The organism is Pseudomonas sp. MD195_PC81_125 (assembly GCF_014060985.1).
In the GTDB taxonomy this organism is placed as follows: Bacteria; Pseudomonadota; Gammaproteobacteria; order Pseudomonadales; family Pseudomonadaceae; genus Aquipseudomonas; species Aquipseudomonas parakoreensis.
In genome coordinates this window covers 1-777 of record NZ_JABULD010000492.1, presented here as the reverse complement: position 1 = coordinate 777, position 777 = coordinate 1, and the positions used below count along the sequence as shown (strand labels likewise).

Genomic DNA, 777 nt, shown 5'->3' with positions numbered 1-777 from the left:
AGCGATGTGCCACTTCGGCACTCACTCTTGCTGTTCACAAGGAAAACCAGTGATGCGCAGCTTTTCGAAGAATTGTTCCGTTGTGTCTGCCAGTGCCTTGCTCGCCGCCATGATGTTGCCGGCCAGCGCCATGGCGCTTGAATTGAGCAACAGCAGCTCATCCTATGGCGACAAGGTTTCGCTGATTCACAATGACTACGGCAAGGATGTTGTCATCAAAAGCGATATCAGCATTGATGAACTGCAAAAGATCCGCGATACCGTCCGCGATCAGTCACGCCAGATTGAAGAACTCAAACGCAGCAGCGGTTCGAGTTCGAACTCCAGCAGCAAGGAAATCGATGACCTGAAGAGCAAGGTCAAGGATCAGGATCGGCAACTGGATACCCTCGGACGTCAGGTCGAAGACCTCAAGCGCAACAGCGGCTCGAGCTCGAATTCCGCCAGCAGCGAGATTTCCAGCCTGAAGCAGAAAATCAATGATCAGGATCGCGCCACGGATCAGCTCAAACGTACCGTCGAGGATCTGAGCCGCAAAGTGAAATAAGGGAAGTGGTGCCCGAGACAGGAATCGAACCTGCGACCTTCGCGTTACGAGTGCGCTGCTCTACCGGCTGAGCTACACGGGCGGTGGGCTAAACCTAGCACCGGTCTCGGGCTGCGGCAAATTTGAGCATGTTTCTGCTGATTATCACTTGTGGCGAGGGAGCTTGCTCCCGCTGGGTTGCGCAGCGACCCCATGCTTTCTGAGGCTGATTTTTTACGACTGCTGCGCAG

The 777-nt window shown here is 54.6% G+C and carries 1 protein-coding gene and 1 tRNA gene; one reads left to right on the top strand and one right to left on the bottom strand.

The features are described 5' to 3' along the window. The first annotated feature begins 52 nt into the window (after positions 1-52). Positions 53-547 carry a hypothetical protein gene (locus HT737_RS19870; RefSeq protein WP_182403821.1) on the top strand — a complete coding sequence of 165 codons (495 nt, stop codon included), beginning with the start codon at positions 53-55 and terminating at the stop codon, positions 545-547. A 6-nt stretch (positions 548-553) separates the two neighbouring features. Here the strand turns inward: HT737_RS19870 and HT737_RS19865 are convergent. Beyond that, positions 554-629 (bottom strand) — tRNA-Thr (locus HT737_RS19865). Positions 630-777: the final 148 nt, after the last annotated feature.

Bases quoted from the DNA above. Each gene is read 5' to 3' on its own strand.
- HT737_RS19870 (WP_182403821.1), top strand. From the start codon at position 53: ATGCGCAGCTTTTCGAAGAATTGTTCCGTTGTGTCTGCCAGTGCCTTG.